14 protein-coding genes are annotated in these 14947 nt (G+C 46.3%); all 14 read right to left on the minus strand.

Translation table 11 applies throughout. The features are described from left to right. Nucleotides 1-17: 17 nt before the first annotated feature. The 14 genes from EIM92_RS17835 to topA all read right to left on the minus strand — a co-directional run bounded on the left by EIM92_RS17835 (nucleotide 18) and on the right by topA (nucleotide 14931). Nucleotides 18-1421, minus strand: coding sequence for a flagellar hook-length control protein FliK (locus EIM92_RS17835; RefSeq protein WP_125083943.1), 1404 nt, complete (start codon nucleotides 1419-1421; stop codon nucleotides 18-20). 47 nt (nucleotides 1422-1468) lie between these two features. Further along, a complete protein-coding gene (locus EIM92_RS17840) occupies nucleotides 1469-2401 on the minus strand; it encodes a MotE family protein (protein ID WP_125083945.1) in 933 nt (310 codons plus the stop codon). A gap of 47 nt (nucleotides 2402-2448) precedes the next feature. Continuing rightward, nucleotides 2449-2892 carry a flagellar export protein FliJ gene (gene fliJ / locus EIM92_RS17845; RefSeq protein ID WP_125083947.1) on the minus strand — a complete coding sequence of 148 codons (444 nt, stop codon included), beginning with the start codon at nucleotides 2890-2892 and terminating at the stop codon, nucleotides 2449-2451. Between the two features lie 10 nt (nucleotides 2893-2902). Then, on the minus strand, nucleotides 2903-4222 hold the full coding sequence (gene fliI / locus EIM92_RS17850; protein ID WP_125083949.1) for a flagellar protein export ATPase FliI: 1320 nt from the start codon (nucleotides 4220-4222) through the stop codon (nucleotides 2903-2905). After that, nucleotides 4219-5064 (minus strand): flagellar assembly protein FliH, encoded by an 846-nt coding sequence (gene fliH, locus EIM92_RS17855; protein WP_125083951.1) that lies wholly within the window; start codon nucleotides 5062-5064, stop codon nucleotides 4219-4221. The genes fliI and fliH overlap by 4 nt, the downstream gene beginning before the upstream one ends. Then, nucleotides 5057-6061 (minus strand): flagellar motor switch protein FliG, encoded by a 1005-nt coding sequence (gene fliG / locus EIM92_RS17860; RefSeq protein ID WP_125085261.1) that lies wholly within the window; start codon nucleotides 6059-6061, stop codon nucleotides 5057-5059. The genes fliH and fliG overlap by 8 nt, the downstream gene beginning before the upstream one ends. Before the next feature lie 23 nt (nucleotides 6062-6084). Next, the gene (gene fliF / locus EIM92_RS17865) at nucleotides 6085-7668 is read right to left on the minus strand and encodes a flagellar basal-body MS-ring/collar protein FliF (protein ID WP_125083953.1); all 1584 of its coding nucleotides are present in this window, start codon (nucleotides 7666-7668) and stop codon (nucleotides 6085-6087) included. A 32-nt stretch (nucleotides 7669-7700) separates the two neighbouring features. Continuing rightward, nucleotides 7701-7964 (minus strand): flagellar hook-basal body complex protein FliE, encoded by a 264-nt coding sequence (gene fliE, locus EIM92_RS17870; protein ID WP_484217432.1) that lies wholly within the window; start codon nucleotides 7962-7964, stop codon nucleotides 7701-7703. 83 nt (nucleotides 7965-8047) lie between these two features. Continuing rightward, nucleotides 8048-8497, minus strand: coding sequence for a flagellar basal body rod protein FlgC (gene flgC / locus EIM92_RS17875; RefSeq protein ID WP_125083957.1), 450 nt, complete (start codon nucleotides 8495-8497; stop codon nucleotides 8048-8050). Nucleotides 8498-8503: 6 nt separating this feature from the next. Further along, nucleotides 8504-8911, minus strand: a complete 408-nt coding sequence (gene flgB, locus EIM92_RS17880) for a flagellar basal body rod protein FlgB (RefSeq protein ID WP_125083959.1) — start codon at nucleotides 8909-8911, stop codon at nucleotides 8504-8506. Between the two features lie 390 nt (nucleotides 8912-9301). Beyond that, complete coding sequence (hslU, locus tag EIM92_RS17885) at nucleotides 9302-10708, minus strand: ATP-dependent protease ATPase subunit HslU (RefSeq protein ID WP_125083961.1); 1407 nt, start codon at nucleotides 10706-10708, stop codon at nucleotides 9302-9304. A 125-nt stretch (nucleotides 10709-10833) separates the two neighbouring features. Beyond that, nucleotides 10834-11376: an ATP-dependent protease subunit HslV gene (gene hslV / locus EIM92_RS17890; protein ID WP_125083963.1), complete on the minus strand. Its 543-nt coding sequence runs from the start codon at nucleotides 11374-11376 to the stop codon at nucleotides 10834-10836. 85 nt (nucleotides 11377-11461) lie between these two features. Next, on the minus strand, nucleotides 11462-12790 hold the full coding sequence (trmFO, locus tag EIM92_RS17895; RefSeq protein ID WP_342772927.1) for a methylenetetrahydrofolate--tRNA-(uracil(54)-C(5))-methyltransferase (FADH(2)-oxidizing) TrmFO: 1329 nt from the start codon (nucleotides 12788-12790) through the stop codon (nucleotides 11462-11464). 41 nt (nucleotides 12791-12831) lie between these two features. Next, the gene (gene topA / locus EIM92_RS17900) at nucleotides 12832-14931 is read right to left on the minus strand and encodes a type I DNA topoisomerase (protein ID WP_125083967.1); all 2100 of its coding nucleotides are present in this window, start codon (nucleotides 14929-14931) and stop codon (nucleotides 12832-12834) included. Between the last annotated feature and the right edge of the window lie 16 nt (nucleotides 14932-14947).

Raw genomic sequence — 14947 nt, forward strand, 5'->3', positions numbered from 1 at the left:
GCGTTTCCTCCTTCCCGTTAGACTCTAGCGACAAAGGAACTTCCGTAGTGTTCTTCACGAGCTCTTACTTCGGAAATCCACTCATTCCATTCTTCATTTAAATCGCCTAAAGCTAGTACATCATCCTCGCGGACTTCACGCCGCTTATTATTCTGCTGCTGATGTGAATCACTGCTCTGCTGGCGGCCGTCCTGATACATATGCGAGGATAGCGACGAGTTCTGAGTGACTTCCAATTTACTTACTTGCAAGCCTTGTGCCTGAAGCGCTGACCTCAGTTGAGCCATTTGGCCTTCAAGAGACTCTCTGGCAAAAGCGTGCTCTGTAACAAATTGAGCGATTAATTGACCGTTTTGCATCGTAATTTTCACGTCGACTTGACCAAGATGCTCCGGATAAAGGGAAATTCTGGCTTGCGACATGCCTTGAAGCTTAACGATTTCGAACTTGTTCACCAAAAACCCGCTGATTTCCTTGCCGAATTGTTCTACTGGCACTGCAGGTGCTGCTGAGGTTAACGGCTTTAACGGGGAATTTGCAGCTTCGCGCATCGCAAGTTGACCTGCGGTCATGACGGTGCCCGTATGTAACCCATTATCTGTATGATCTGCACTCTCAACGCCAGCCGAATAATCAACGGCTACCGTGTTATTAAGCGGAGACGCTTGGGCACTATTTTGACCAGCGTTATTCGCCATTGCAATTTGAAATGCTGGTGTATGAGCTTGCTGCTGAGCCCCGTTCCCGGTCGTCTGGTTAGATGAACCGTTCATGATCACTTGAATATTTTTCTCCAAAGCAGATGTCCAGCTATTATTCGCTAAATTTCCTCCTGCAGCCTGATCAGTTGGTTGACTGTTTGCTTGAGGTGACCCAAGCACTTGTTGCAGCACTTGTAATAATAGACCAGATTGCGGAGCTAAAGGTGTTTGCTCAGATGTCCGCATAAGCTGTACCAGTGTATCCTGGATCGCAAAACGCATCGTCTCCGGATGTTGAGCAAGTGCAGGAAGTTCAATAGTTTCTGCTCCATTCTCTATAGCGACTTCGCCGCTTTGAGGCTGCATAATCATTTGAACTCCTACCAGCCAATTTTGAAGGACGAGCATTAAAGAAGGATTGTCCTCCAATGCCTGATCAAGTTCATTCAATTGCCCAAGCAAGTTTTCAATGACCGGATTCAGATTTTGAAGCTCCTCATCGTTGGTTTCCTGCTCACTTGAATTCGTCAATCCCAGCATTGCTAGCGATTGTAACGAATTTGCTCCCTCCGTCGACGACCCATTTCCAAGGAGCATCGCTACTAAAGTCTGATCAAAAGTTTTGCCGCTCACTTGAACTGCTTCCCCTCTGCCGCTGGCATTGAGAAGAATACCGTTTGCCGGATTCCCCAAAGATAAATTAGTTATGATTTGGCTCATTTTCTTATTCACCTCCTTTCTCAAAAAGTAGAAATGATCCCTAGCTCTTACTTGCTCACAAGCTTGTTCAAAATTTTGGCGGTAAGCTCTTCATCTTCCTTTGTCATAGCAGCCAATATTTTGGAGCGAGTTACGTCATCAACAGAGTTTAATATTTTTAATGCTTTATCTGGACTAATTTTATGCGTCTGAATTATCAGCTTTGATGCTGAATCTGCCGACATGCCCGCAAATGTTTGGCCTAACTGTCGTTCGTCCAAGCCTGTTGTTGTAGCTGCCGCTTGAGCTGTATTCTCCGCATCTTTCTTCAATCTAGACTGCAGGGCGGCTATCGCCATGTCCTCAGCCGGCTTCGTGTCCTTAAGCAGAATGGAAATGTCAGCTGCTTTTTGAGGATCCATTTTCTCAAGAATCGCAACTTTGCTCTCATTATTCATTAAGCTGAGCATTTGTAAAGTTTCATCGACCGTTAATTTTTCTAAAATGGCCGCCGCTTTACTCGGGCTCATTTGTGCGTAGAGCTGGGATAGTTTTTTAACCTCTTTTTGGTAGGCTTCATCCCTAGCTGCTTCTTCCTTCTCGATCGTTTCCGTCAAAGCAGCATCCAATTGTGCTTGAAGCTGCTTTACTTTATCATCCTGCTCTGTAGCCAGGCGGTTCGCTGCTTCCAATTCTGCATCTTTTTGAGCAACCTGTTCTTTCAATTCCTTCAAGGTAGCCTCGTTGCTCTCTGCCTGTTTTTTGGTTTTTTCTTCCTCAGTTTCTTCTTCGGCTACCACACCTTCTGGATCAGGCACAAAATTTCTAACAATCGGTATTTTGTTGCCAAAATCAATCATGGTCGCCCGGAAATTCATATTAAACAGCGTCAACAGAACAGCCAGTAGAACTACAGTAAATAAAATCGGGGTCACAAAAAACAGAAATCTTGCAAACCCGCCACCCGATTCCAAATCTTCTTCCAAATCAGCCTCTGCCATTCCTATTCCCTCCTTCGCAAACCCATTGCTGATGCCCGTGTTACTCCTTACCGGGCTTTCATGGCAAACCGGACTGTAGCAATCTCGTCCAGTTCGTTTTGTTCCCGAAGAAGCATTTCGTGCTGAAATTTGTTTTTGGCTTTTTCCTTAGCTTTGAGCCATACCTTCTCATCAAGCATTTTACCGTTCAAAACGGCCTTCTTCTTCTCGACATTCGCTTCTGCTCGTTGAATATCTCCCAGCTTGATTTCGATGCAGCTCTCTAAATAGTCCATGTATCGCTGCAATTCCTGAAGCTTGATCATTGATGCTTTATTCCCCATCTCTGACTGAATTGCCGAAAAAGTCCTCGCTTTTTCCTCATTCAGCAATTCCAACGAGCGCTGCTCCGCCTGCAATTGACCAACGGCTGCGGATAACATCCACTCCGCTTGCGTCTTCTGATTTGATTTCAAATCGACAACTTTCTGATAGACGTAATGGAACCTCATCCTTTACTCGTCATCTCCTCGCAAATTCAGCAATTAAACGTTCCTGCACCTCAGACAATGTCGCTTTTTCATTTACTTTTTGCCTCGTAAAACTCCAAATCCTGTCGATGTATTCCAATGCCTCATCGATGTCAATATTCGAGCCTCTTTGGTAAGCTCCAATGTTAATCAGATCTTCAGAATCTCTATAAACCGCCAGCAGCCTCTTTAAATTATCCGCCGCTTCGCTTTGTTCCTCCGGGACGATATCCTTCATCACCCGGCTAATACTGGCCAGAATATCGATCGCTGGGAAATGGCCTTTGTTCGCAATATTTCGGTTGAGTACAATATGACCGTCCAAAATCCCCCTCACGGCATCGGCAATCGGCTCGTTCATATCATCGCCATCAACTAACACGGTGTAAAAAGCCGTGATGGAACCTGTAGGACCTGTCCCAGCTCGTTCCATGAGCTTCGGCAAAGCAGCAAATACAGAAGGCGTGTAGCCTCTCATCGCGGGCGGCTCACCTATGGCCAGTCCAACCTCGCGTAGCGCCATTGCGTAACGTGTAACGGAGTCCATCATCAGCATGACATTCAATCCGCGATCACGAAAATATTCGGCAATCGTCGTAGCGATTAAAGCGCCCTTCATGCGGATCAATGCTGGTTGATCCGAGGTAGCTACAATAACCACGGAGCGTTCCAGACCTTCAGGACCAAGATCGCGCTCTATAAAATCAAGTACCTCACGCCCCCGTTCACCGATAAGAGCAATTACATTGACATCGGCCGAAGTATTTCGGGCAATCATGCCCATGAGCGTACTCTTTCCGACACCGGAGCCCGCGAAGATCCCTACCCGTTGTCCTTTGCCGATCGTCAGCAATCCATCAATGGCTCTGACTCCGATATCGATAGGCTGTGTCACGCGCGGTCGATTCAGTGGATTCATCGGTTTGTTATATGTTGAATAATGTCCCATACGAGCCGGAATGACCGAGCCATCTAACGGTTCTCCAAGACCATCGAGCACCTTGCCGAGCAGCTCCGAGCCGACTTGAACCGTTAAAGGCTTGCCTGTTCCAACCACATCGCACCCAGGGCCGATGGATTGCAATTCTCCAAGAGGCATGAGCAATACTTTGTTATCCCGAAATCCTACTACTTCAGCTTTAAGAGGCTCTGAGGATTTACTCGGGTAAATGTAGCAAAGATCTCCTATGCTCGCATCAGGCCCCTCCGACTCAACCATAAGTCCGATAACCTGAGTAACTTTTCCGTTAATCCGAATCGGATCCATTTGCCGCAAATGCTCTATATATTTTGCTGTATCAAGTTTCATCATGAGCTTGTCCCCGAGTAGTCTTCATTATCAAGTGAAATTCGCAGCAGCTCTTTCTTGATTTCAGCAAGCTGCGTATCAATTCTGGCATCTACGCTTCCAAATGCAGAACGAATTACACAACCGCGATCTTGAACTGAGGCATCAGGCAAAATCTGCAGATCGGCTTGCGAATCAATAACAAGATTGAGTTCTTCCCTTGAAGCTTGAACAAAAGCATACTGCGCAGGCGAGACACAAAGTGCGATAACTCCTTGCTCTCTCTTTCTGGCCAAGCTTTTCTTTACTATATCCAGTACATAATCAGGCTCGAGAGCTAACTGCTTATCAATTACCTTCTCGGCAATAGAGCAGCTCAATTCCACAACGAACGGCTCTGCCTCCTGGATGATTCGCTCTTTCTCCGCATATGCTTGCTCCAGGACAGCACTAGCCTCGCCTATCATTTGTTCAATTTTCGCTTGCAGCGACTGTTCAGCCTGAAGCTTACCCTCTTCATAACCTTGGCTAAACCCCTCTGACTTCAGAGCTTCAATTAAGTCCTCGTCCTGCTCTCTTTGCTCCTGCCACCAGGATTCTATTTGCAGTTTGGCTTCCGCAAGCATATTCTCCGCCTGTTCTGACGCTTCCCTGATTTGTCGCTCAGCGAATTCCTTAGCATCGCTTAGCATCTGCCGCCTTGTCTCCTCGGCCGCTAAATCTTCAGCAGAAACCGTCTCAGTTGGAGCTTCTGAAATCTCATCATCTAATTCTTGATCCTGGGGAGTTTCATATGATTTCCCTAGATTCAATTGTTTGAGAATGTCAACCGGAACATATTGGGACACCTTAATCAAATTAGACAATGATGTCATCTCCTCCGCCGCGGGCTATAATAATCTCTCCAGCTTCTTCCAATCTGCGGATCGTGGCTACAATTCGAGTTTGAGCTTCCTCCACATCACGAAGCCGCACAGGCCCCATAAATTCCATTTCTTCCTTGAAGGTGTCCGACATACGTTTGGACATATTGCGGAACACCGCTTCCCGTACTTCTTCACTGGCCACTTTGAGCGCAAGTTGCAGATCCGCATTCTCCACATCACGGATAATGCGTTGAATAGAACGGTTATCGATGTTAACAATATCTTCAAATACGAACATCCGTTTCTTGATTTCTTCTGCCAGTTCTGGATCTTGGATTTCAAGCGAGTCCAGGATCGTTCGTTCTGTACCGCGGTCAACGCCATTCAAAATTTGGACGATGGATTCAATCCCGCCCGCGCTTGTATAATCCTGGGTCACCGTTGCGGACAACTTCTGTTCCAGCACGCGTTCTACTTGAGAAATAACTTCCGGCGAAGTACTGTCCATCATCGCAATTCTGCGCGCGACTTCCGCTTGCTTCTCCTGCGGAAGAGAAGAGAGAATTGCCGCTGATTGCTCGAACTGCAAATAAGACAAGACAAGAGCAATCGTCTGGGCGTTCTCATTCTGGATAAAGTTCAAAATTTGATTAGGGTCAGCCTTACGTGCAAAATCGAACGGTCTGACTTGAAGTGTCGCGGTCAAACGATTAATGATCTCGAACGCTTTCGTTGAACCAAGAGCCTTTTCCAGAATTTCTTTAGCGTAATTAATTCCCCCTTGCGTAATATATTCCTGAGCAAGGCAAATCTGGTGGAATTCCGCCATAATCATATCTTTTTCACTACTGTCCACTTTGCGGACGTTAGCGATTTCGAGCGTAAGCTGCTCTATTTCATCATCACGTAAATGTTTAAATATTTGTGCTGATACCTCAGGCCCGAGCGTAATCAGCAAAATAGCCGCCTTTTGTTTTCCGGTAAGACCAGAAGCCATCGTTTTTGACAATACGTTCACCTCTACTCGTCTGCCAGCCAGGTGCGCAGTAAGTTAACGAATTCATCCGGCTTCTTCTTCGCCAGCGTCTCCAGCTGTTTACGCACTTGACTTTCGTTCGTAATAGTTTCCAAGTTGATTGATGGGAATTCCGGAGGTAAAGGCAGCGGCAGCTCCTCTTCCTCTTCTTCCACATTCTTACGGCGGCGGAATATTAGCGCTCCGATCCCTGCTCCGACTAACAGAACAGCGATTGCTCCTCCCCATACCCAAGGGTTTGAAAAGGTTAGACTTGAAGCTTTTTCTTCCGTTCCGTGAAAATTTTGTGAGAAAACTGAAACTTTTCGCTGCAGATCAGCGTCTGTATAAGTAGTACCTGAATCCGCCAGATAAGACCCCACGATATTCATCAAGATATTCTCAATCGCATCCCGGGTAGTTTGGTCTAAAGTTTCTTGTCCGACAGGTGGTTCAACAGCCACGTTAATGGTTAAGTCTTTAATAACGTACGGACTAGCAACGATATCCTTGGTAATACGGTTAACCTCATAGTTGATCGTTGAAGAGGTTTCTTCTGAACTTACACCGGAATTACTTCCCGCAGCAGGATAACCCGGTACGTCTTCCGTTCCAGTGCCAGGAATTCCGCTATCCGGATTTCCTTCGCCAGTGTAACTTTTTTGAATTCTTTGAGCACTAATTTCAATTCCCCTCATATTTTCAGTATCGACAGGGGTAACAAGGTTGTTCTTCTCGATAATTTGATCAAAATTTAGCGAAGAGGCTACAAGCACCTCAACTTTGTCAGGCCCGGTCAACTTCGAGAGGAATTGTTTTACACTGCGGCTTACGTCGCTCTCAAACTTTTTCTGTAATGCCATATTTTCCTGGACTGCTGTTGTTAGGGAGCCCGCATTTCCTCCTTGCCCCGTAGGCAGAAGAACAGTATCGTCACTGGAAGATATCGAAATGTTTTCGACTGGCAGGTTTGGTATAGATGTCTTTACCAGGTTGAAATAACCATCCACCGCTTCCTGATTCGGGCGATATCCCGGTTTAAAGGCAATTACGATGGAAGCAGATGCCTTTTGCTGCTCCTCCGGACTAGCAAATACATTCTCTTCCGGCAGATTAATCAGAACTTTCGCATCCTGTACACCCTTCATGCGTTTGAGTAGCTGCTCTACTTCACCATTGAGTGCACTTCTATACTTCACGCTGAATTCATTATCTGTCATTCCGATGAGGGACGAGCTCTCGTTAAATGCTTCCCAACCAATAGAACCATTCTTGACGATACCTTTTGAGCCCACGTCTACTTTGACGCGCGATGCTTCCTTGCTAGGCACAGAGATACTCGTTCCATCCGGGCTTAATTTATATGGGATACCACTGGAATCAAGATGACTCATAATACCTGCGGCATCCGTGGCATCTAAATTCGTGAAGGCCACTTCATATTCTGTCTTAGAAAATTGAACCGTTAGTAATATAATCGCTAGTAATACAATTGCAATCGTCGATATTAAAAGCGTTTTTTGCTTATTGCTAAAATTATTCCAATATCCGGTTACTCGCTCCCGATATTGGGCGATTCTCTCATTCACAATTTCACCTCATCCACAGCTTGCTAATTTCTTTAAATTTGCGTACGCATAATCTCTTGATAAGCTTCTATCACCTTATTCCGAACTTGCGTAGTGAGTTGCAAACTTAACAGCGCCTGTTCTGAGGCGATCATGACCTGATCGACATTAGCTTGACCTAGGAGGAATTGCTCATTGAGTCGTTGGACGTTGTTTTCTTGCGCGGCGACTCCGTTCAGAGCGTCAGTCAAATAATTACTAAAACTCTTAATGGCTTCTGAAGGAGAACTGACTACGGGTTTATGCGGCTCGGCTATTGCCTCTAATTTTTGAATTGTATTTAGGCTAAAATTGTTGTGTATCAATTATTCCCAACTCCTGACTGCTTCAATTTGACTGGTTATTTACCGATTTGCAATGCCTTTGAAATCATCGCTTTACTTGCATTCAACGCAGTAATGTTAGCTTCGTAAGAACGCGTCGCCGAAATCATGTCCACCATTTCCTTCATCAAATCCACGTTTGGCATGTAGACATAGCCTTCACCGTCAGCGTCGGGATGCGTCGGGTCATATACCGGCTTAAAAGGTGTTGGGTCTTCTGCAATTTGGGTGATCTTTACTCCCTGGGTAGCGGGCTTCTGACCCATAACCGCGTCTAGGGTACTTCCAAAACCCACACTATTCGGAGCCATAACAACCGTCTTGCGTCGGTATGGAACAGCTTGACCATTCTCCATACTAGCTCGGGTTGTTCTTGCGTTAGCAATGTTAGATGAAATTACATCCATCCGAAGGCGCTGCGCTGTTAGTGCTGAAGAACTAATATTAAAACTATCACTGATTTTCAACGCTTATTATCTCCCTTCTGTCGCCACGCGCTTCATTTTAATTTGGTAATTCAACTGTTCTATGTACGAATCGTACCGGAGTTTATTTTCCGCGAGCAAGCTCATCTCGCTATCGATGTCCACATTGTTCAAGTTGTTGTTCATTGCTGTTCTGTCATCGACTGTAATTTTCGGTTCCGGTACTTTTCCAGAAGAACCTATGATAAAGTGCCTAGAATCGGTTCGATACCCCCGGAGAGTAGGCATTCCGCCATTCAATTCATTCTGTAACAAGGTCTCGAAGGATACATTCGAACGTTTAAAATAAGGGGTATCCACGTTCGCTATGTTGTTTGCTATTACTTGCTGCCTAGTTCCGGCAGCCTGAATTGCGTTTTCGAGCCTGGCGAATCCTACGCCATTAAGAAGCTGCATCTTCCTATCCCCCTTAAATAATTTAATTTTAATCTTAGACTCAAAACTAATTCAACATGAAATTGCAATTTCCTCTTTTTTCGACAACAAACTATTTTCAATAGTCTTTCTATTGTCCTATTAGGTCAAATTATAGCTTAATGTCATATATCCTAAGTTTCAAGCAGTTTCGACATTATTACAATAAGAAAAAAGCCCTATCTTTACAAATTTTCACGTTTAAATATACACTTTTTGCTTATTTTTCAAATTTTCACGAAAGTTCGACAAAACCAAGCGTGACTATATGCCGATTAAAATTGTCGGAAAAAGCAGAAAAGCCGTCGCCCCATTTCCATGGGACTAACGGCCTTAAATAACTTTCACATATTATTCAAAAGATCTCCAGAGCTATAGAATAAATTGGCTAAGATCACGATCCCGGGCAATATCACCTAATTTTTCCCGGACATACTCCGGTGTAATGGTCATTTTATCGAGGGTAAGCTCAGGAGCTTCAAACGATAAGTCTTCCAGCAGCTTTTCAAGGATGGTATGCAGCCGTCTTGCTCCGATATTCTCGGTATTCGCATTAACGGATGCTGCAATTTTAGCGATTTCGCTAATCGCTTCAGCTGAGAACTCGATTTCTATATCTTCTGTACGAAGCAAATCTGTGTACTGCTTAGTCAAGGCATTTTGCGGCTCTGTAAGGATGGACACGAAGTCATCCTGGGACAAACTATTCAGCTCCACGCGAATCGGAAATCTGCCCTGTAGCTCAGGGATCAGATCAGAAGGTTTAGCCACATGGAACGCACCAGCCGCAATAAACAGGATATAGTCGGTTTTCACCGGGCCGTATTTCGTCATTACCGTTGATCCTTCTACGATCGGCAAAATATCTCTTTGTACCCCTTCACGTGACACGTCTGGTCCCGATCCCCCGCCGCCCCGGCTGGCTACCTTATCTATTTCATCGATAAATATAATTCCCGACTGTTCGGCGCGGGTTACCGCTTCCTGCACAAGCTCATCATGGTCAATCAGCTTGCTGGCCTCTTCCTGGGTAAGCACCTTGCGCGCTTCCTTTACGGTCAGCTTTCGTTTCTTTGTACGCTTGGGAAGGAGATTGCCGAACATTTCCTGCATATTCATCCCCATCTGGTCATTCCCTTGGCCTGCAAACATGTCCAGCATCGTTGGGGCCGTATCTTCAACCTCGATCTCCACGGTATCGTCCTCCATTTGTCCCGCGGCAAGCTTCGCCCGAACCTGGCGCCGACGTTCGGCGATAGAGCTATCTTCCTGAGCCTCTTCCGCCGTCTGAGTCTCACTTGCGCCCTGATTTCCGAACAGCATTTCGAAGGGATTTCGTCCGCTCTTCGATTTATGATTTGAAGGAACAATAATTTGTACCAACCGTTCGTTAGCTAGTTCTTCAGCCCTATCTTTCACTTTTTCGGTGCGTTCCAGCTTTACAGTTCGAATCGCGGTTTCGATCAAATCGCGTACCATTGATTCAACGTCCCTACCAACATAACCGACCTCGGTAAATTTGGTTGCCTCTACTTTGATGAAAGGAGCGCCTACAAGCTTCGCTAGACGACGCGCAATTTCTGTCTTCCCCACACCTGTAGGGCCGATCATCAAGATGTTTTTAGGCACGATTTCATCCTGCACTTCCTCACTGAGAAGACTGCGACGATAGCGATTTCGCAGAGCAACTGCAACCGATTTCTTCGCTTGCTTTTGTCCTACGATATATTTATCCAACTCAGCAACAATTTGTCTTGGTGTAAAATGACGATCCCTCATAGTATTTCCCCCTTCGAAGGTTAAATGATTGGCTGTAGTCCACGAAAAAAAGTCCGGTACGCCGGACATTTAATCCGATGGACAGCTGATCCGGCACAAATCGCGGCCTTTAGAACAGCGTCACATCAAAGTTCTTCGACAGTTATGTTATTGTTCGTGTATACACAAATTTCAGAAGCAACCAATAATGATTCGCGCGCGATATCCTTTGCTTCCAATTGAACAGCGTGGCGTTTAAGAGCCCGCGCAGCTGATAAGGCAAAATTCCCCCCTGAACCGATCGCCAGCACATCATCATCTGGCTCTATGATTTCTCCTCCACCAGAGATAAGCAGCATGCCGGTTTTGTCCATCACGATCATCAATGCCTCCAACTTACGCAGCACGCGATCCTGTCGCCAATCCTTGGCAAGCTCAACCGCCGCACGCTGAAGATTGCCATGATGCTCCTCAAGCTTTCCCTCGAACTTCTCAAAAAGAGTAATCGCATCGGCCACCGATCCAGCAAAACCAGCCAAGACCTCACCACGGTATAAGCGACGAACCTTCTTCGCGGTCTGCTTCATAACGACGCTCTCACCAAATGTAACCTGTCCATCACCCGCAATAGCTCCATGACCATTGTGGCGGACAGCACATATCGTAGTGGCGTGAAAAGTAGGAATCATTACAATCCATCTCCTCTATATATGGGATCCCCGTATATATCATTCTATGATAAACTTGCGTGATCAATACTTTCAAGTATCCATCTTAAATACGGGCACCGCTTATAAATGCCTTTAAGCTGTTTAATGCCCGATTAGCCAGCGCTTCGTTCTTCTCCGCCTTTTTGCGATAGCGAGTATCGAGCTTAGGGAATAAACCGAAGTTTGCATTCATGGGTTGGAAATGCTTGAAATCAGCCGTTGTTATATACCTAGCCATGCTGCCAAGAGTCGTATCCTCCGGGAATATAATTCCCTCTTGCTCATTCGCTGCCAAAGCTGCATTAATCCCCGCAATTAGCCCGGACGCTGCAGACTCCACATATCCCTCTACCCCAGTCATTTGCCCGGCAAAATACAGCGTAGGCCGCTCCTTCAACTGATAGGTGGGCTGCAGAAGCTTAGGTGAATTGATAAATGTGTTGCGATGCATCACGCCATAACGTACGAATTCGGCATTTTCTAATCCTGGAATCATTGAGAATACCCGTTTTTGCTCCCCCCATTTCAGGTGGGTCTGAAATCCTACTAGATTATACAGCGTGCCCGCAGCGTTGTCCTGACGCAATTGAACGACCGCATGCGGAAGCTTGCCATCATGAGGATTAACGAGTCCTACCGGCTTCATCGGGCCAAATAGAGCCGTCTGCTTGCCGCGGCGCATCATAATCTCAATTGGCATGCAGCCATCAAAATAAATCTCCTTCTCAAATTCTTTCAATTCCGCGACTTCTGCATGAATAAGCGCTTCGTAAAACGCATCGAATTCCTCTTCATTCATCGGGCAATTCAGGTAAGCTGCCTCGCCTTTATCATATCTTGAAGCAAGATATACCTTGTTCATATCGATGGAATCCTTCTCGACAATCGGAGCTGCCGCATCGTAAAAATAAAAGTAATCCTCACTCGTCAAGCGCTTGATTTGCTCCGAAAGGGCAGGCGACGTCAGCGGCCCCGTAGCGATAATCACGATTTCTTCTTGAGGAATCTCTTGAATTTCTTCATTGATAACCTCAATGAGCGGATGCTCACGCAGTATGCGCGTAATCTCACCCGAGAAACCGTCGCGATCCACCGCAAGTGCCCCACCTGCCGGAACGGAATTGCGATCAGCTGCACCGATCACTAGCGAATCCAGCAAGCGCATCTCTTCTTTTAACACCCCTACCGCATTCGTTAGGCTGTTGGCCCGGAATGAGTTGCTGCAGACGAGCTCAGCAAATTTATCGGTATGGTGAGCCGGCGTCTGTCTGACAGGGCGCATTTCATATAATTTTACAGGGATGCCGCGCTTGGCAAGTTGCCAAGCCGCTTCACTTCCAGCAAGCCCTGCTCCTACAACAGTAACTCTATTTGATTGCTCCACTTTCTTTATACCCCCTAAGGCGTGTTCAATAAGTCAATTCTAGATGTTGTTTATTCATCGGAGGTATCCTCATTCTCCTCGATTTGTTCCACATGGTCGCAGGCTTTGCATTGCAGCTTGCCACCTTGCTTATTACGCTTCTCTACGAGCAGTCCTCCACATTTAGGACATGGCTTCGCTGACGGCCGATCCCATGACACAAAGTCGCATTCGGGATAACGATTGCATCCGAAGAATACTCTTCCTTTCTTGCTGCGTCGTTCAACGACATGCCCTTCCTTACACGTAGGACAGGTCACGCCGATGTCCTTGACGATGGGCTTCGTATTACGGCAGTCCGGGAATCCGGAGCATGCAAGGAACTTACCGAATCGCCCTAATTTATATACGAGCGGCTTGCCGCATTTTTCACAAATTTCATCGGAAACCTCATCTTCGATTTCGATTTCCTTCATCTCTTCTTCAGCAACTTCCAAGCGTTTCTCAAACGATTCATAAAAATCGCTCAGAACGCGAACCCAGTCTTCCGAGCCTTCCTCGACATGATCAAGATCATCTTCCATATGAGCAGTAAACTCAACATCTAAAATTTCTGGAAAAAACTGCTCCATCTGCTCAATGACAAGCTCACCGAGCTCGGTCGGCATGAATTTCTTATCTTCAATCGCCACGTAGCCACGCTTCTGAATCGTCTCAAGTGTAGGGGCATACGTACTAGGGCGTCCTATGCCCAGTTCCTCCAACGTTTTGACCAAACGGGCTTCCGTATATCTCGGCGGCGGCTGAGTGAAATGCTGCTTCGGTTCAATATTCTCCGTCTTCAGTTCATCACCGACATGGAGCGGCGGCAAATATTTATCATCATCCGTCGTTCCATCGTCGTTCCCCTCTACATACACCTTCATAAAGCCGTGAAAACGGATTTTAGAGCCGACTGCACGGAACGTAGCGTCCCCAGCTGCGATATCCACTGATAAAGTATCCAGCACCGCCGAAGCCATCTGGCTAGCCATAAAGCGTTCCCAAATCAATTTATATAAACGATACTGATCCCGGCTCATAAAGGGTTTCACAGATTCTGGATCGCGTAACGCCGAGGTAGGGCGGATCGCTTCATGTGCATCCTGAGAGCCCGCCGCTTTCTTCGAATATTGCCGTGGTGATTCCGGTACGAATTTTTCACCATATTTAGCAACGATGTATTCCTTCGCTTCCATTTGCGCCGATTCGGCAATACGCGTAGAATCCGTACGCATATAAGTAATCAGACCTACAGTTCCCTCTTTGCCTAGATCTACGCCTTCATACAGCTGCTGAGCAACCGACATGGTCTTTGCCGCACGGAAATTCAGCTTTCGGGCCGCCTCTTGCTGCAACGAGCTCGTCGTAAATGGTGCGGCTGGATGACGAAGTCGTTCCCTCTCCTTAACATCGGTAACCTTGAATTGTGCATCTTTAATGGATTTTAATATCCCGTTTACCTGTTCCTCATTCGTCAGCTCCAGCTTCTCACCACGTAATTGATGAAATTTCGCTTCAAATGATGAATCTCCCGTCTTAAGCTTAGCTGTGATGCTCCAATACTCTTCCGGAACAAATGCGGAAATTTCGTTCTCCCGATCCATAATAATTTTTACAGCAACCGACTGAACTCTTCCCGCCGACAAACCTTTTTTAACTTTTTTCCATAGTAAGGGACTAATCTTATAACCAACCAGCCGATCAAGAATCCGCCGGGCTTGTTGGGCATTCACGAGATCCATATTGATTTTGCGCGGTGTCTTAAACGCATCCTTGACCGCTTGCTTCGTAATCTCGTTGAATACGACGCGACAAGATTCCGTTTCATCCATATCAAGCGCATGGGCCAAATGCCAAGCAATCGCTTCTCCCTCGCGATCGGGGTCAGCTGCGAGATAAATTTTCTTTACCTTTTTGCTGGCATCCTTCAATTCCTTCAATACAGAACCCTTACCACGGATTGTTATATACTTCGGACTGAAGTCATTTTCTACCTCAACCCCAATCTGGCTCTTGGGCAAATCACGAACATGCCCCATTGAAGCTTTCACGATGTATTTACTGCCTAAGTATTTGCCAATCGTTTTCGCCTTGGCAGGCGATTCCACGATGACGAGTGAATCCGCCACAGGGTCATCCTCCTCT

Origin of the sequence: Paenibacillus lentus (assembly GCF_003931855.1) — a bacterium.
In the GTDB taxonomy this organism is placed as follows: Bacteria; Bacillota; Bacilli; order Paenibacillales; family Paenibacillaceae; genus Fontibacillus; species Fontibacillus lentus.

Coding starts and splice junctions, on each gene's coding strand:
- fliJ (WP_125083947.1), bottom strand. CDS start 2,892: ATGAGGTTCCATTACGTCTATCAGAAAGTTGTCGATTTGAAATCAAAT.
- fliI (WP_125083949.1), bottom strand. CDS start 4,222: ATGATGAAACTTGATACAGCAAAATATATAGAGCATTTGCGGCAAATG.
- EIM92_RS17840 (WP_125083945.1), bottom strand. CDS start 2,401: ATGGCAGAGGCTGATTTGGAAGAAGATTTGGAATCGGGTGGCGGGTTT.
- hslU (WP_125083961.1), bottom strand. CDS start 10,708: ATGAGGGATCGTCATTTTACACCAAGACAAATTGTTGCTGAGTTGGAT.
- flgB (WP_125083959.1), bottom strand. CDS start 8,911: ATGCAGCTTCTTAATGGCGTAGGATTCGCCAGGCTCGAAAACGCAATT.
- fliG (WP_125085261.1), bottom strand. CDS start 6,061: ATGGCTTCTGGTCTTACCGGAAAACAAAAGGCGGCTATTTTGCTGATT.
- hslV (WP_125083963.1), bottom strand. CDS start 11,376: ATGATTCCTACTTTTCACGCCACTACGATATGTGCTGTCCGCCACAAT.
- EIM92_RS17835 (WP_125083943.1), bottom strand. CDS start 1,421: ATGAGCCAAATCATAACTAATTTATCTTTGGGGAATCCGGCAAACGGT.